The sequence below is a fragment of the Herbaspirillum sp. WTB6 genome, assembly GCF_057457785.1.
On the sequence record NZ_CP176522.1, the window covers coordinates 2040452 to 2054727 of the forward strand.

Here is a 14276-nt window from a genome sequence, read left to right on the forward strand (position 1 = left end):
CGGCCGCATAATGGCGCTGGATGGCGGCGCCTGCGGCCAGATGAATACCCTTACCTGAAAAGCGCGATGCCAGAAATGCCCAGCAAGTCCGCCGCTGCCCGCCCTGCCGGCACCTGTGAACAGTTCCTGCAAAGAATCGGCAAGGATACCGACCTGCCGGCGCTCGGCAGCGCGGTGGCGCGGGTGGTGCAACTGGCGTCGTCGGACAACGAAGCGGTGCATGACCTGACTTATTTCGTGCTGTCCGATGTCGCGCTGACGCAGAAAATCCTGCGCCTGTCGAACGCCGCGATCTACCGCACCGTGACCGGCGGTAAACCGGTGACGACGATTTCGCGCGCGATTTTCCTGCTTGGCTTCGATACTATCAAGACCAGCGCGCTGGCGCTGCTGCTGGTGGACGGCCTGGCCAAGGGCGAACACGCACAAAGCGTGCGCGCCGAGCTGGCCCAGGCGTTGTATGCCAGCGTGGTCGGGCGCGAGATGGCGCGCCGCAGCCATTATCAGGATGCGGAAGAAGCGGCGATCGCAGCCCTGTTCAAGAACCTCGGGCGCTTGCTGGTGGCCGCCCACGAACATGCCGGCTATAGCGCGGTGCAGACTCTGGTCGAGAACGGCGACAGCAGCGGCAACCTGAGCGAGGCGCAGGCGGCGGTGCAGGTGCTCGGCTTTCGCTTCGATGCGCTGGCGGAAACCGTGCTGCGCGCCTGGGAAATTCCCGACAGCATTGTGCGTGCGCTGGCGCCGCTGCCGGCGCGTCCCCTGCGGCCGGCCGCCAGCCGTCCGGAATGGATGCAGCAAGTCACCGCCTTTGCCGCCGAGGCGGCGCGCCTGCTGCCGGCGCTGGACGGCGCCGACGGCAATGTCTGGCGCCAGGTGCTGCTGAACCGTTTTGGCGCTGCGCTGAATCTGGATCAGGATCGGATCGAGCAGTTGTTTGCCAAAACCTCGGAAGAAATCCGCAGCTTGCTGGACAGCGTCGACCTGGCGCTGCCGCCGCAGCCGGTCGAAGCGGCGGCGCCGGAGGTGCCGGCGGGCGGCTTGCCGGGGGAACTGCTGCTGGCGCCGCCCGAGCCGGGCGCTTCGCCCAGCGCCAGCCGCCAGTACCCCAGCGGCAAGCCGCGCAATGCGCGCGAACTGCTGCTGGCCGGGGTGCAGGACGCGACGCAGATGATGGCGTCCGGGCGCTGCAAGACCAATGAACTGATCCTGCTGGTGCTGGAAACGATTTATCACAGCATGGGTTTCCGCTTTGCCACGGTGTGCCTGAAGGATCCGAAGAGCGGCCAGTTCCGCGCCCGGGTGGCGATCGGCGAGCAGCCTGCGGCGCGCCAGGCCGGCTTCACGTTCCCGATGGCGAGCCAACGCGACCTGTTTCACCTGGCGCTGGAGAACGACGCCGACTTGATGATTTCCGACGCCAGCGCGGCCAATATCCGCGAACTGATCCCGCTCTGGCACCGGCTGCTGCTGCCGGATGCGCGCAGCTTCATCGTGCTGCCGCTGGTGGTGCAAAAAACGCCGTTCGGCCTGTTCTATGCCGACCGCGTGCAATTGGCGCCGGAAGGAGTGCCGAGCGATGAAGCATCGCTGATCAAGATCCTGAAGGGACAGGTACTGGCGGCGCTGAACCAGGGTTGAGCCGGCCGGTTTTTGGATTTAGAAAACGCATGCTCCGTAACCGGATCAACGGGCACCAATCAAAATTATATGGAGTATGTTGTAAATACCTTTATTTAATCGGTGGTAACCACGTTATCTCATGGGAGTATTTGACGAACCCGGGAGCCGGGCGTCACCGATAGGCGCGCTGCCGCATCCACTTGGTGGCAATCCATTTCTCGCCGCGCGTCACGGGGTCGCCGCCGTGATAGGTCAGCGGATCGAGCTGGTTGCTTGAATTGCAGTACGAAAAATACACCGCGCTGCCCTGCGCCGGAGCCACCGTCAGCCCGAGCTCGGGGAATACCGTGCCACCGCCTTCCTCGACGTCATTCAAATACATGACCAGGGTGGCAACGCGCTGGCCGCCATGGGCAAGATGCAGTGCGCTGCCGGGTTGATCGGGCGGGAAGTAGTCGTAGTGCGGCTTGTATTCGCCGCCGACCTGGTAATGCAGGATTTGCAGGCCTTCGCCGTTTTCCACCGGCAGCCGCATCAGCGCCGCGATGCGGGCATCGAGGTCGGCGATGAACGGCGTTTCGTTGACCGCGAAGAAAGTACCGCTGCTGGTGCGGTGGGCGTGGACCTCGGCGCGGCCGGTGGCCTCGTCGATCGTGGTCGAACGCGCCAGCTTGCTCTCGGAGAGTGCAATCAACTGCTGGCATTCGTCCCCGGTCAGGACATGGTCGAACACCATCAGGCGCGGCCGCGCCAGCATCATCCGTACTCCGACCACGTGGCCGTCGAGCGCGATGCGGTTGCCGGGCTGCGGGCCGCCTTCTTCGATCCGGTATTGCTCGGCTGCGGCGGCGGCCGGCGCAGGCGGCGCCACATAGCCCGGCAGGCGCGACTGCACGGCATATTCGGCCTGGGCGCGTGCGAACTGGTGCTGCAGCAGGGTGTCGATCAGGGTTTGCGGCGATACTCCGCGCGCGATGTTTTCCTCGATCCAGTCGATCCATTCGGGTGTCATTTGCGCCATGGCGATTCCTTGCAGAAAGCCAGTCCGGATACGCTCATTTTACGACTGTGGACGCCCGGCGGCCTTACGCGTCGGCGGCGCCTTGCACCCGGTTGATCGTATCCAGCGCCAGCCCGGCATGCGCATAGGCAGCGCCGGCGCGCATCTCGGCCGCGACCCAGATCGCTTCCATGATTTCCTGTGGCGTGTTCCCAGCTTTCAGCGCCAACTCGGTGTGGCCGTGGATGCAGTACGGGCATTGCGTGACGTGGGCGGCAGCCACCGCGATCAGTTGCTTGGTCTTGTTCGGCAACGCGCCGTCGGCAAAGACGCGGGCGGAAAAGACCTTGAACGCGGTCTGGATTTCGGGCGTCAGCTCGGCCCGTTGTTTGGCCAGCTCCTTGGTTAGCGGCGGATACATCGGATGTTCCATCTTGGACTCTCCCTTGGTCGGGCGGCGCGGCGGGATGCGGCGCCGGCTTGCATGTGCCGGTCAAATATACGCCGTTCGCCTGCTGTGCGCCGACCGCTGCCGATGGTATATTCGCAAGCCGGAATTTTGCCGCGCAATTTTTACCGCTACTGTTTTCCCGGTTCATCGTCCCAGCGTTGGCAGCCCTGCCAACACCACCACTGAAAAATATTCGCCATGTTCGACACCTTGCTGCGCCAACACCAAGCCGATTCCGATCCCGTGCCGCTCTTGGCCGCGCTGGTGAAGGCGGTCCGGCCGCGCCGCAGCGGCAACGTGGCGCTGGCCACGCGCCGGTTGCGCGCGCTGTCCGACCTGGTGGCGGCCGACGCCGGCTGCCGCGCCACCCTGCGCGCAGCGATCGTCAATCTGCTCGGCAATCGCAAGCATCTGCTGCTGTATGTGGAAAGCGGCATCCTGCCGAATTCCGGCTTTTTCACCGAAACCTCGCGCCGCTTCAGCCACAAGCTGTTGCCGGAAGCGATCGACCCGATTTACCTGCGCGATACGATCCGCCTGATCTTCAACAAGCCGGGCGACGCCCATTGGGTCAAGCGCATGGCCGGCTCGACCTGGCTCGGCCTGTTCGCGGCGCTGCAATTCGAGGAAGATGAAGAGTTTTGCCAGCACACGCTGCCGTATGCGATTGGCCAGTTGCTGGAGGGCTTGCAGGTGCTGTCCTACCACATCTCGGCGATGGGGCTGGATTCGGAACTGATCCACGTCGATCCGCGTTTGGAAGAGCCGGACTCCGCTTTCCTGTCGCAAAACGAGGCGATGCGCAGTTATGTCGACGCCTATGCCGCCTGGTGGGCCGACCCCGAACAGCCGTGGCCGAACAGCATCCGCCTGCAGGTGCAACTGGGGCAATGCCGCGAGGTCATCCGGCGCACGCGCGAGCACGCGGTGCAAAGCGGCACCAGCGTGCGCCTGACCTTCACGCTGGAGCGGCTGCGGCAGCACCTGGACCGCAGCGAAGAGCTGCTGGAATTGTTGGCGGCGATGGGCCAGAGCCGCACGCTGGAAGCGGTCGGCGCGCCGCTCGCCAAGCTGTTCGCGCAGGTGGTGGCGGCCGAATGCCGGCGCAACAATCTGCGCCACTACTGGCGCCAGACCGTGTCTCTGCTGGCGCTGCGCGTCACCGAAAGCGCCAAGCGCACCGGTGAGCACTACATTACCTCCAGCCGCGAAGAGTATTTCGCGCTGCTGCGCTCGGCGCTTGGGGCCGGCTTCATCATTGCCTTCATGGCCGCAATCAAGACGCTGCTCGGCAAGCTGGAATTGGCGCCGCTGGTGCAGGGCTTGCTGTACTGCTTGAACTACGGCCTGGGCTTCGTGCTGATCCACATGTTGCACTTCACGGTCGCCACCAAGCAGCCGGCGATGACCGCCAACGCGATCGCCGCCAGCATCCAGGATACCGGCAGCGGCGGCCGCAGCCTGACCGAGCTGACGACCTTGATCGCGCGCACCGTGCGCAGCCAGCTGGCAGCGATCTTCGGCAACCTGGCGCTGACGGTGCCGGTGGCGATGGCGATCGCGCTGGTCTGGAATTTCGCCTTCGGCGCGCATTTCCTCGATACCGGCAAGGCCACCGCCATGTTGCGCGACATCGACCCGCTCTCCAGCGGCGCCTTCTTTTTCGCGATGAATGCCGGCTTCTGCCTGTTCCTGTCGGGTCTGATCGCCGGCTACTACGACAACCTGGCCGCCTACAACCGGATTCCGCAGCGGCTGCTGCAGCTTGCCTGGCCGCGCCGCCTGTTCGGCGCGGCGCGCATGCAGCGCTTCGCCGCCTACATCGACCGCAACCTCGGGGCGCTGGCGGGGAATTTCTATTTCGGCTTCCTGTTGGGCGGCATGTCCACCTTCGGCCTGCTGGTCGGCTTGCCGATCGACATCCGCCACATCACGTTTTCCGCCACCAGCGTCGGTTTTGCGCTGGTGGCCTTCGATTTCGCGCCCGATCTGCACCTGCTGCTGATGGCGGTGCTGGGCGTGGCGGTGATCGGCATCACCAACCTGGTGGTCAGCTTCACGCTGGCGCTGCTGGTGGCGCTGCGCGCGCGCCAGGTGACCTTCTTCCAGGGCTGGAGCCTGCTCGGCATGGTGCTGCACCGGCTGCTGTTCTACCCGCGCCAGTTCCTGTTGCCGCCGAAACGGCAGAAGCCGGCGCCGCAGCCAGCTTCAGTGCAGTAGCTTGCAGCCCTTCCAGCTACCGCTGGCAACCAGTTCCTGCAAGGCTTCGCAGCACAGCGCGATCACGGTCGCGGTGGCAGGCGAGGCCGGCAGCGTGTCGCTGGTGCACAGGTACATGTCGCGCGCAAAGCCGGTTTCGATCCGGTGAGCATCGATTTTCCCGTCCAGGATTTCCTCATGCGCCGCCGAATAGGGCAGCACCGTCGTCGCCAGGCCGGCGCGCACAGCCGGAATCAGGATTGCCGAGGTGCTGGCCTCGCCGAACAGGTTGAAGGCGAGGTTGGCTTTCAGGAACGCGTGCTCGAGTCGCGAGCGCAGCGTGTTGGGCAAGCTGGGCAGGATCAGCGGCAGTTCGCAGATTCTTTTCAGGCTGATCTTGCCGCTGCCCGGGATCGCCCCGCGGCGGCTCATGAAATACAGTTCTTCCCGGAATAGCGGCAAGAAGCTCATGTCCTTCGGCTTTTGCGGATCGGGCACCAGCGAAAAATCGACCCGTCCGTGCGCCACCAGCGAGGTCAGGTCGGCGCTCGGGACATCGACGATTTCCAGCACGATCGACGGATGACGCTGCTTGACCAGGCGCATCAGGCGCAGTGCCAGCAGCTTGGCGGTGGAAGACGGCATACCGACCGAGACGTTGCCGGTGACGTCACCCTCCTTCTTCGACAGCAGGATGCGCGTGTTGTCGACCTGGCGCAGGATGGTCTTGGCGTGGCGGTACAGCAGGTCCCCATGCGGCGTGGGCTGGATGCCGCGCGAACTACGGCTCAGCAGCTTCACCCCCAGCTCGTCTTCCAGCAGCGTGATTTGCTGGCTCAGGGCCGGTTGCGCGATGTGCAGGCCTTCGGCGGCGCGCGTCATGTTCTGCGCTTCGACGATCTTGACGAAGTAATTCAACTGTTTCAGGTTCACGCCATTCCCCCCTGGCGGCGCGCGGGCGGGAAGCCACCGGCGCGCCATAAGACAATCTTATTGTGTGCTCAGTAAACAGTATTTCATTCTGCGACGCTGACTGCCTAGAATCCGTGCAAAGACATGCAATAACCAACACAGGAGACCAGCAGTCATGCAGTTGCCTCTTTCCGGCATCCGGGTGCTCGACCTGACCCGCGCCCTATCCGGGCCATTCTGTTCCATGATCCTGGCCGATCTGGGCGCGGAAGTCATCAAGGTCGAACCGACTCCGAACGGCGACATGATCCGCCAGTGGGGCCCGTTCGATCAAGATATAAGTGTTTATTATCTTAGCGCCAACCGCAACAAGAAAGGAATCGGCGTCGATTTTCGCAAACCGGAAGGCCTGGCCCTGATCAAGGACTTGGCGCTGAAATCCGACGTGGTGGTGGAAAACTTCAAGGTCGGCACCATGGACGCCATGGGCCTCGGCTACGCGGAGTTGGCGGCGGCCCGGCCGGAGCTGATCTATGCCTCGATTTCCGGCTTCGGCAGCACCGGCCCGGCACGCGACTGGCCGGGATTCGACCAGATCGCGCAAGGCTATTCCGGCTTCATGAGCCTGACCGGCACGCCCGAGTCCGGCCCGACCCGGGTCGGTACCGCGATCGGCGACCTGACCGCCGGCATGTGGGTGGCGATCGGCATCCTGGCCGCGTATATCGAGCGCCAGAAGAGCGGCTGTGGCCAGCACGTCGAGACCTCGCTCCTGGCCAGCCTGCTGGGCTTGTTGAGCGTGCAGGGCCAGCGCTATCTGAGCGTCGGCGAAGTCCCCGAACCGAGCGGCAACGTGCATCCGGTGATCGCTCCCTATGGCACCTTCGAGACTGCCGACGGCCCGCTGAATCTGGCGCCGGCGACCCAGGACATGTGGCTGCGGCTGTGCGAGGTGCTGGAACTGCCGGAGCTGGCGGACGATCCGCGTTTCACGACCAATGCCGAGCGCATGCAAAACCGGCTGGCGCTGAAGCAATTGCTGGAAGCCAGCCTGGCCCGGAAGACCCGCATGGAATGGACGCCGCTGATGCTCCGGGCCGGGATTCCTGCGGGGCCGATCAATACGCTGGCCGACGTCTTTGCAGATGAGCAGGTCAAGGCCTGCAATCTGGTCGAAACGGTCGAGCATCCGCTGCTGGGTGCGCTGAAGCAGGTGGCGCTGCCGATCAGCATGGCGGCCACCGCGCACGGTTCGGTGCGCAGCGCGCCGCCGCTGTTCGGCCAGCACACCGAAGAAGTGCTGGCAGCTTACGGCCTGCCGCAGCAGGCGATTCGGGAGCTGGTGGCCAATAAGGTAGTGTTCCAGAGCAGTTAAGCGGCGCATGCCACGGCGGGCGATAGAACCGGCCTGGCGCGCAAGTATGAATCACATGAACGGAGACCAACATGAAACTCAAGAACCTGATCTTGCTGGCGGCTGGCGTGCTGAGTCTCGGCATCGCGCACGCCGACGTGCTGAAACTGACTCATCAATGGCCGCAGGGCGATGGCCGCGACAAGGGGGCGCGCCACTTCGTCGAGGAAGTCGTGAAGCAGGACCCGTCGTTCAAGTTCCGGATTTATCCGGGCGCCTCGCTGATCAGCAACCCGGTGAAGCAGATCGACGCGCTCTCCAGCGGCTCGGTCGATCTCTCGATCTTCCCGCTGATTTACGCGGTCGGCCGGGCGCCGGAGTTTTCCATCACCATCCTGCCAGGCGCCATCAACAGCGTGCAGGATGCGATGCGCTTCAAGGGCACCGACTATGAAAAGCGGCTGCAGGCGGTGGCCGAGAAGCAGGGCTTCCGTATCCTGACCTGGTGGTGGACCGAAGGCGGCATCGCCGACCGCGTGCGCCCGATCACCACGCCGGACACCGTCAAGGGCCTGAAATTCCGCGGCGCCGACCGCACCCTGGACACCATGCTGAAGCAGGCCGGCGCCTCGGTATTCGCGATGCCCTCGACCGAGCTGTACAACGCGATGCAAAGCGGCGTGCTAGACGGCCTGATGACGTCCTACGAAACCTTCATGAGCATGCGGCTCTACGAGCAGGTCAAGTACGCGACGCTGGGCGGCGACTACACGGTGTTCGTGGTGTTCCAGCCGCTGGTGATTTCGACCAAGGCCTGGAATGCGCTGACGCCGGAGCAAAAGAAGATATTCGAGAAGGCCGCGGAAGCCACCCAGGCCAACTTCAACGCCGAGCAGGACAAGATCAAGGCCGAGGTGGTGGCCAAGTTCAAGGCGGCCAAGGTCGAGGTGCACCAGATGAGCAAGGGTGAGTATGCGCAATGGCTGGACCTGGCGAAGAAAACCGCCTGGCCCGACTACGCCAGCATCAGCCCGGAAGCCAAGGGCTTGCTGGAAGCGGTGGAAAAGCTGAACAAATAAGACGCGGCGAACCAGTCGGGCGGCCCGCTCGGGTCCGCCCGCGCCAGAATATTTACGGAGACACGGATGCGTAATTTCGATCGCTGGGTAAACCGCATCAGCGCCGCCATGGCGGTGGCGGCCGCCGCGCTGCTGCTGGCGGCGACCCTGATCATCACCATGATGGTGGTGAAGCGCGGCATCGGCCTGCAAAACTCGTGGGAGCTGGAACTGTCGATCGAACTGATGATCGGCGCCATCTTCCTGGCTTCGCCCTACACGCTGGCGACCGGTGGCCACGTCAAGATGGATTTGCTGGAGACCATCCTGCCCGAGAGCATGAAACACAAGCTGGCGTTTGTGGCCAAGCTGGTCGGCTGCCTGGTGTGCCTGTACTTGGGCTGGAAAGGCTGGCAGATGACGCAGCACGCGTTCGTGACCGGCGAGCGCGCACTGGGCATCTGGCAGCCGCTGGCATGGCCCAAATACGCCACGATTCCAATCGGCATGTTCATGACTGCGCTGCAGTATGCGGTCGGCATGCACGGCGAATATTGCGCGCGCCGCGACCGCAATGGCAAAAATGACAAGGGAGCGTCTGCATGTCGGAACTAGAAGTGGGTGCGCTGCTGTTCGTGGTCACCTTCGCTGTGCTGTTTTCCGGCATCCCGATCGCGTTCGCGCTGATCCTGGTGTCGATCGGCTTTCTGTATTTTTTTGGTGACGCTGGCGGCCTGGCCGCGATTCCCAATACCTTTGTCGGCGAGCTGTCCAATTTCGCGCTGTTGACCATCCCGCTGTTCGTGCTGCTCGGCTGCACCATCGGCGCCTCGCGCGCCGGCAAGGATCTGTACGACTCGCTGCATCGCTGGATGTGCAAGGTGCCGGGCGGGCTGGTGATCGCCAATATCCTCGGTTGCGGACTGTTCGCGGCGATGTGCGGCTCCAGTCCGGCGACGGCGGCGGCGATCGGCCGCGTCGGCATTCCCGAGATGATCCGGCGCCATGTGCCGGCGCGCCTGGCCACCGGCTCGATCGCCGCCGGCGGCACGCTCGGCATCCTGATTCCGCCTTCGCTCACCTTCATCATCTACGGCATCGTCACCCACACTTCGATCGCGCGCCTGTTCCTGGCCGGGGTCGTGCCCGGCATCATGCTGGTGCTGATCTTCGCCGCCTATGCCTGGGGCAGCAGTTACCGCGAACTGCGCAACAACCCGGTGCGCGTGGTCGAAAACTACACGCTGTCCGAAAAGCTGTCGGGACTGATGCGCATCCTGCCGTTCCTGGCCATCATCATCTCGGTCACGGTGGTGATGTACGGTGGCTTTGCGACGCCGTCCGAAGTGGCCGCGATCGCCGCCTTCCTGGCGCTGACGATGGTGGTGCTGGTGTACCGCACCTGGCGCGTGACGGAAATCTGGGCCATCATGCGCGACGCCGTGCGCGAGTCGTGCATGATCCTGATGATCGTCGCCGGTGCCGCGGTATATGCGTACATGATGTCCTACCTGTACATCACGCAAAGCCTGGCGGAATGGATGTTCGGCTGGAACCTGGGGAAGTGGGAACTGATCCTGATCCTGAACCTGTTCCTGCTAATCGCCGGTTTCTTCCTGCCGGCGGTGTCGATCATCCTCATGAGCATGCCGGTGATCCTGCCGGTGCTGGTGCACAGCAATATCGACCTGGTCTGGTTCGCGGTGATGATGACGATCAACCTGGAAATTGGCCTGATCCACCCGCCGCTGGGGCTGAACCTGTTCGTGATCCGCGGTGTGGCGCCGGAAGTGCCGCTGCGCGACATCATGTGGGGCGCGCTGCCGTTCGTCGTCATCATGCTGGCCTTCATCGTGCTGCTGGCGATCTTCCCGGGCATCGCCACCTGGCTGCCCGATACCCTGATGGGGCCGGCGACCTAGTCCTGGTATTCGCGCGGCGTCCGCCGCGAATTCAATGAACGAGGAAAGCAATTCATGTCCGACTTGATGCAAGACCAGGCCCCCGGCCTTACCGTGGAAGGCGCGGTGGCGACGCTCACGCTGCGCCGCCCCAGCCAGCACAACCGGATCGCGCCGGAAGATTCCGAGGTGATTCGCAGCTATCTCACGCAATTGGAGGCCACGCCAGGGCTGCGCCTGCTGATCATTACCGGCACCGGCGCCAAAACCTTCAGTTCCGGCTACACGCTGAGCGCAATCCGCGATCAGCTCGATAGCCGCTTCGAAGACATGCTGGACCACATCGAGCGCTTTCCGCTGCCGACGCTGTGCGCGCTGAACGGCAGCGTCTACGGCGGCGCGACCGACCTCGCGCTGTGCTGCGATTTCCGCATCGGCGTGTTCGGTTCGCGCCTGCTGATGCCGGCTTCCCGTATCGGCCTGCACTATTACCCGGGCGGCATCCGCCGCTACGTCACGGTATTGGGCCTGGCCGCCGCCAAGAAACTGTTCCTGACCGCGCAAACCATTGGCGACCTGGAAATGCTGCGCCTCGGCTTCCTGCACGAGCTGGTGCCAGCCGAGCAACTGGATGCCGCCGTGCGCGCCTACGTGGACGGCATCCTGGCCTGCGAGAGCAAGGTGGTCACTACCATGAAAGCCGATCTGATGGCGCAGGCGGCAGGGGTGGCGGACGAAGCCGTGCTGCGCCGGCATTATGCCGAATCCCTGAAGTCGCCAGAGTTGGCGGCGCGGCTGGAGGCGCTGGAGAAAGGCGCGCGCGGCCGATCGTGATCGCTGCGCGCGGGCTCTCGGCCAAGCGTGACAAATCCACAGGCAGCAGGCGCGGGCAACTTGGGCTTGGGCCGGTATCGCCGCGTCGACGATGTCTTACAGGTACTGAAACAGGGAGCTCAGGCTGATGCCTAAGGTCGAGGCGATTGTCTGAATGGCATCTAGCGAAGGATTGGCCCCGCCGGTTTCAATTCGGCTCATGTAGGTACGGGCGAATCCGCATTGATCCGCGAACGCTTCCTGCGAGAAGCCCTGTGCCTGGCGCAATTCGCGGATGCGTCGCCCGAAATCGTTTCTCAGAGATGACATAAGAACATAGGATTCAACTGTTGCGTAATGTTAACTAATCGTGACAGTCGAGCCAAAAGTGTTGTACGCTCTGAGACATCAATATTGCTTTCAGGAATAAAACTAGCGAATCAATAGACCATAACGTGGCGTGATAGTTTCAGCCTCGTGGCCCTGTCGGGAAGCATCGCCATCAAATGGCGACTGTTCGCGAATAGCCCGATTTAGCCCGGTAAATATAGCGAGGCGCGGAGTAGCAAAACCATCAACCGGAACGGGAGGATGCAATGCAAGCAAGCGCCACGCCGAATCTTCGGCGGTCTGATACCGGGCCACCGGCCGCGAGGATCGAGTCGCCGCTGGAATTTCTGGCATTTACCATTGGTGCCGAAGAATACGGCATTGATATCCAAAAGGTGCAGGAGTTGCGCGGCTACGATGCCGTCACCCGCATCGCCAATGCGCCCGCTTTTCTGAAGGGCGTAGTCAATCTGCGCGGCACGATTGTCCCGATCGTCGACATGCGCATCAAATTCAAGCTTGGCAGCCCGGCCTACGATCAGTTTACGGTGGTGATCATTCTGAACGTGGCGGATCGGGTCATGGGCATGGTGGTCGACAGCGTCTCGGACGTGATCACGTTAAATCCGGAGCAAATCAAGCCGGCACCGGAGATGGGCTCGGTGCTGAATACCGACTACCTGGTCGGCTTGGGGACGCTCGACGAGCGGATGCTGATCCTGGTCGATATTGAAAGGCTGATGTCGAGCGACGAAATCGGCTTGATCGAAAAACTTGTTGCCTAAATTCTGTTGCCGAAGATTTTTTCGCTGCGTCCTGTACCAACAATCACCAACCAATACTTTCGAGGAAAACATGAATTTTTCGAATTTGAAAGTCGGTACGCGCTTGGGGCTCGGTTTTGGCAGTATTTGCGTGTTCTTGCTGATCATTATCGGCATTGGGCTAAGCAAACTATCTACGCTTGACGACGGGACGTCCAACATCACCCACAATCACTGGCCCAAAATTTCGATGGTGTCGGAAGCAAAGTCATATAACGACCATATCGCAATTGCGCTACGCAACATGATGCTAAGCGACGACAAGGCCGACAAGCAAAAGCAAGCCGATGGCATCCTGCAGGCAAGAAAAACAGCGAAAGAAAATATGGACAGGCTGCAAAAAATAATAACGACGCCGAAGGAAGAAGAACTGTTTCAGAAGATTGCCGCCAATCGCGAAAAATATGTTGCCGGCCAACAAAAATTAATTGAACTGATCACTGCGGAACAATCCACAGAATCAAAGGCTTACCTGAATCATGAGTTGCGCCCCATTCTGGTTTCTTATCAAGAGGCCTTGAACAATATGGTTCACTATCAGGTCGAGCAGATCGAAGCCGCCGCCAAGACGGCCAGCGAAACCTACGCCAGTGCACGCGGCTTGATGCTCATTTTGGGCGCGGCGGCACTGTTGCTTGCCGCAGTCATCGGATTCCTGATCACACGGGGATTATCGAAACAACTGGGCGGCGAGCCGAATTACGCGGCCGGGATAGCGGGCAAGATTGCGGCGGGCGACCTGACGGTGGCGGTCGAGACCAAGGCCAACGACCGGAGCAGCTTGCTGTATGCGATGAAAAGCATGCGCGACAGCCTGGCGAAAGTGGTGGGTGAAGTACGCAGCGGCACCGACACCATCGCCACCGCCTCGGGGCAGATCGCGGCCGGCAACGCGGACCTCTCGTCGCGCACCGAAGAGCAAGCCAGCTCGCTGGAAGAAACCGCATCCTCGATGGAAGAGCTGACCTCGACCGTCAAGCAAAACGCCGACAACGCGCGCCAGGCCAACCAACTGGCAGTCTCGGCCTCGGAAGTGGCCAGCCGCGGGGGCACGGTGGTCTCGCAAGTGGTGCAGACGATGGGCTCGATCAACGCCTCGTCGAAAAAGATCGTCGACATCATCGGCGTCATCGACGGCATCGCCTTCCAGACCAACATCCTGGCGTTGAACGCGGCGGTGGAAGCGGCGCGCGCCGGCGAACAGGGAAGAGGATTCGCGGTGGTGGCTGCCGAAGTCAGGAACCTGGCGCAGCGCAGTGCAGCCGCGGCCAAGGAAATCAAGACCCTGATCGACGACTCGGTCGACAAGGTCGACTCGGGAGCCAAGCTGGTGGACGAAGCGGGCGCCACGATGCAGGAAATCGTCGACAGCATCCAGCGGGTCACCGACATCATGAGCGAAATCACCGCAGCCAGTGCGGAGCAGACCTCGGGGATCGAACAGATCAACCAGGCGATCACGCAAATGGACCAGGTCACGCAGCAAAACGCGGCGCTGGTGGAAGAAGCGGCGGCGGCCTCGGAAGCGATGCAGGAACAGGCCGGCAAGCTGGCGCAGGTGGTGGCGGTGTTCCGGCTGGATGGAGCGCAACTGCAGCAGGCGGCAGTGCGCAGCATCACGCCGCAGGCGGTGGCAGGCGGCAGCGCGCGCACGATTCCCGCCGCTGCACCCAAACGGACGGCCCCGGCCAAGCGTCTGGCGGCGGCGCAGGGCAGCTCCAACGACGAATGGGAACAGTTCTAGCCGGCGCCGCCCGGCCCTGATCCTTATCCAAAGGATCAGGGAGTATAAATAAATTTCTCTTTATTTT

General features: G+C 62.6%; 13 protein-coding genes. 9 read left to right on the top strand and 4 right to left on the bottom strand.

All coding sequences use genetic code 11. The features are described 5' to 3' along the window. Window positions 1-75: 75 nt before the first annotated feature. On the top strand, window positions 76-1641 hold the full coding sequence (locus ACK2VC_RS09505; protein WP_486730104.1) for an HDOD domain-containing protein: 1566 nt from the start codon (window positions 76-78) through the stop codon (window positions 1639-1641). A gap of 154 nt (window positions 1642-1795) precedes the next feature. On the opposite strand, the gene ACK2VC_RS09510 is transcribed toward ACK2VC_RS09505, so the two are convergent. Continuing rightward, on the bottom strand, window positions 1796-2644 hold the full coding sequence (locus ACK2VC_RS09510) for a 2OG-Fe(II) oxygenase (protein ID WP_486730105.1): 849 nt from the start codon (window positions 2642-2644) through the stop codon (window positions 1796-1798). A 64-nt stretch (window positions 2645-2708) separates the two neighbouring features. Next, the gene (locus tag ACK2VC_RS09515) at window positions 2709-3056 is read right to left on the bottom strand and encodes a carboxymuconolactone decarboxylase family protein (RefSeq protein ID WP_486730106.1); all 348 of its coding nucleotides are present in this window, start codon (window positions 3054-3056) and stop codon (window positions 2709-2711) included. 216 nt (window positions 3057-3272) lie between these two features. Here ACK2VC_RS09515 and ACK2VC_RS09520 point away from each other — a divergent pair, with 216 nt between their 5' ends. Continuing rightward, window positions 3273-5294 carry a site-specific recombinase gene (locus ACK2VC_RS09520; RefSeq protein WP_486730107.1) on the top strand — a complete coding sequence of 674 codons (2022 nt, stop codon included), beginning with the start codon at window positions 3273-3275 and terminating at the stop codon, window positions 5292-5294. Here the strand turns inward: ACK2VC_RS09520 and ACK2VC_RS09525 are convergent. Beyond that, window positions 5283-6206 carry a LysR substrate-binding domain-containing protein gene (locus tag ACK2VC_RS09525; protein ID WP_486730108.1) on the bottom strand — a complete coding sequence of 308 codons (924 nt, stop codon included), beginning with the start codon at window positions 6204-6206 and terminating at the stop codon, window positions 5283-5285. The genes ACK2VC_RS09520 and ACK2VC_RS09525 overlap by 12 nt on opposite strands. Before the next feature lie 154 nt (window positions 6207-6360). Between ACK2VC_RS09525 and ACK2VC_RS09530 the strand changes: the two genes are divergently transcribed. The 5 genes from ACK2VC_RS09530 (at window position 6361) to ACK2VC_RS09550 (ending at window position 11332) form a co-directional block, all read left to right on the top strand. After that, the gene (locus ACK2VC_RS09530; protein ID WP_486730109.1) at window positions 6361-7560 is read left to right on the top strand and encodes a CaiB/BaiF CoA transferase family protein; all 1200 of its coding nucleotides are present in this window, start codon (window positions 6361-6363) and stop codon (window positions 7558-7560) included. A 71-nt stretch (window positions 7561-7631) separates the two neighbouring features. Further along, window positions 7632-8618, top strand: a complete 987-nt coding sequence (dctP, locus tag ACK2VC_RS09535; protein ID WP_486730110.1) for a TRAP transporter substrate-binding protein DctP — start codon at window positions 7632-7634, stop codon at window positions 8616-8618. 66 nt (window positions 8619-8684) lie between these two features. Further along, a complete protein-coding gene (locus ACK2VC_RS09540) occupies window positions 8685-9212 on the top strand; it encodes a TRAP transporter small permease (RefSeq protein ID WP_486730111.1) in 528 nt (175 codons plus the stop codon). Beyond that, complete coding sequence (locus tag ACK2VC_RS09545) at window positions 9200-10519, top strand: TRAP transporter large permease (RefSeq protein WP_486730112.1); 1320 nt, start codon at window positions 9200-9202, stop codon at window positions 10517-10519. The genes ACK2VC_RS09540 and ACK2VC_RS09545 overlap by 13 nt, the downstream gene beginning before the upstream one ends. A gap of 54 nt (window positions 10520-10573) precedes the next feature. After that, window positions 10574-11332: an enoyl-CoA hydratase/isomerase family protein gene (locus tag ACK2VC_RS09550; protein ID WP_486730113.1), complete on the top strand. Its 759-nt coding sequence runs from the start codon at window positions 10574-10576 to the stop codon at window positions 11330-11332. Window positions 11333-11428: 96 nt separating this feature from the next. On the opposite strand, the gene ACK2VC_RS09555 is transcribed toward ACK2VC_RS09550, so the two are convergent. Beyond that, window positions 11429-11641 (bottom strand): helix-turn-helix domain-containing protein, encoded by a 213-nt coding sequence (locus ACK2VC_RS09555; protein WP_486730114.1) that lies wholly within the window; start codon window positions 11639-11641, stop codon window positions 11429-11431. Between the two features lie 266 nt (window positions 11642-11907). Here ACK2VC_RS09555 and ACK2VC_RS09560 point away from each other — a divergent pair, with 266 nt between their 5' ends. Together ACK2VC_RS09560 and ACK2VC_RS09565 are read left to right on the top strand one after the other, a co-directional pair. Then, window positions 11908-12426, top strand: a complete 519-nt coding sequence (locus ACK2VC_RS09560; RefSeq protein WP_486730115.1) for a chemotaxis protein CheW — start codon at window positions 11908-11910, stop codon at window positions 12424-12426. Window positions 12427-12496: 70 nt separating this feature from the next. Beyond that, window positions 12497-14209 (top strand): methyl-accepting chemotaxis protein, encoded by a 1713-nt coding sequence (locus ACK2VC_RS09565; protein ID WP_486730116.1) that lies wholly within the window; start codon window positions 12497-12499, stop codon window positions 14207-14209. Window positions 14210-14276 lie beyond the last annotated feature (67 nt).